This is a genomic window from Acidovorax sp. LjRoot204 (assembly GCF_056175785.1).
The window spans coordinates 1-1,721 of sequence record NZ_JBGFFF010000320.1; the positions used below are offsets into that span (position 1 = coordinate 1).

Genomic DNA, 1,721 nt, shown 5'->3' on the forward strand with positions numbered 1-1,721 from the left:
ACTGCACGTAGGCGCTGGGGATCTCCATGTCCACCATGAAGTAGGCGCGGGCAAAGCTGAACAGCATCTGCATGTCGTCTTCGCCGAACAGCGCGGCGTCGATGGTCAGCTTGCCGCTGTCGTCGTGCAGGATGGGTAGCGCAAACGGCACCTCGTTGAAGCCATTGATGATCTTGCCCACCACATACGCGCCCTTGTTGCGAAAGAACAGGCTGGTGAGCACCTGGATCTGGAAGTTGGTGCGCAGCCTCACCTTGTCGAGCCGGCTGCGCATGGCGCCCACCACACAAGCGGTGTCACGTGGCAGGTCGGCAAATTCGCGCTGAAGCTGGAAGTTCTCGACGATGGCCTGGAAGGTGTCGCCCAGCGTATCGCGCGTGGGGTAATAGGCGCGGTAGGTGGGCCGCGCGGCAGGCTCGTCGTTCTCGATGTATTCGGTGCTGACCGCAGGCCGCACAAAGATGAAGTCGTTGTGGAAATGCGTGCGGTGCAGGATCTTGGTGGTGACCGAGTTGAAGAAGGTTTCGGCCAGCTCGGGCTGGTGGTGGTTCACCAGCAGCCCGATGTAGTGCAGCTTGACCTGGTGCCACACATCCATCGGCTGCGCGCCGGCCTCGAACTCTTTTTCCAAGCGGCGCACACATTCCTTCACACGCAGGTCGTAGAACTCGATGCGCTCGCGCTGTGCCCGCTGCTGGCCGTGCCAGTCAGCGGTTTCAAAACGGTGTTTGGCGCGCGCGGACTCGGTGCGGAACAACCGGTAATGCCGGTTGAAGCCGTCCATCATGGCCTTGGCAATGCCGTAGGCCTGGGGCGCATCAAGGCGTTGCGGGAACATGGTGGCGGGCCTATTGGCTTCTTCGTCAGCGCAACCGTCGCTCGGCAGACACAGGGCGGCGGCAGGCCTACTGCCGCCGGGTTGCGGCCACCCCGGCAATTGCCGCCTTGTACAGCGATTCCAGACCTTCGGTGCTGTCCACGGACATGTGCAGGTTGTTGATCAGCCCATCCTTGAGGCCGTAGCACCAGCCATGCAGCGTAACCTTCTGGCCCCGGCCCCAGGCGTCCAGCATCACGGTGGTCTGTGCAATGTTCACCACCTGCTCGATGGCATTGAGCTCGCACAGCACGTCGTGGCGCCACTCAGGCGCGGTGGCGGCGATCAGGTCGCGGTGGCGGTCACGCACGTCCTGCACATGGCGAATCCAGTTGTCGGCCAAGCCCACGCGCGTACCCTCCAGCGCGGCCAGCACACCGCCGCAACCGTAGTGGCCCACCACCATCAGGTGCTCGATGCGCAGCTGGTCCACCGCGTATTGGATGGTAGACAGGCAGTTGAGATCGGTCGGCACCACCACGTTCGCCACATTGCGGTGCACGAAGACCTCACCAGGCTCCAGCCCGGTGATCTGGTTGGCGGGCACCCGGCTGTCGGAGCAGCCGATCCACATGTACTTGGGCTTCTGCTGCGCCAGCAGACTGGTGAAAAAGCCGGGCCGCTCGCGCTCCATCTGGGCCGCCCAGKCGCGGTTGTGAACAAACAGGTCGTCGATGGAGGAAGGCATGGGGTCCTTGGTGTGTGAGGGTTGGTCGATCAGTTGTCGCAGGTCAGCAGGTTTCGGCAAACAGCTCGCGGCCAATCAGCATGCGGCGGATCTCGCTGGTGCCGGCACCAATCTCGTACAGCTTGGCATCGCGCCAGAGGCGGCCCAGCGGGTACT

The 1,721-nt window shown here is 63.2% G+C and carries 3 protein-coding genes; all 3 read right to left on the reverse strand.

The window, feature by feature from the left end:
* A partial coding sequence (locus AC04MI_RS24985; RefSeq protein WP_476499021.1) for an isocitrate dehydrogenase kinase/phosphatase AceK regulatory subunit occupies window positions 1-838 on the reverse strand: 838 nt, incomplete at its 3' end.
* A 67-nt stretch (window positions 839-905) separates the two neighbouring features.
* On the reverse strand, window positions 906-1,565 hold the full coding sequence (gene can, locus AC04MI_RS24990; RefSeq protein ID WP_476499022.1) for a carbonate dehydratase: 660 nt from the start codon (window positions 1,563-1,565) through the stop codon (window positions 906-908).
* A gap of 43 nt (window positions 1,566-1,608) precedes the next feature.
* Window positions 1,609-1,721 (reverse strand): acyl-CoA dehydrogenase family protein (locus tag AC04MI_RS24995; RefSeq protein WP_137921650.1); only part of this gene is annotated, 113 nt, incomplete at its 5' end.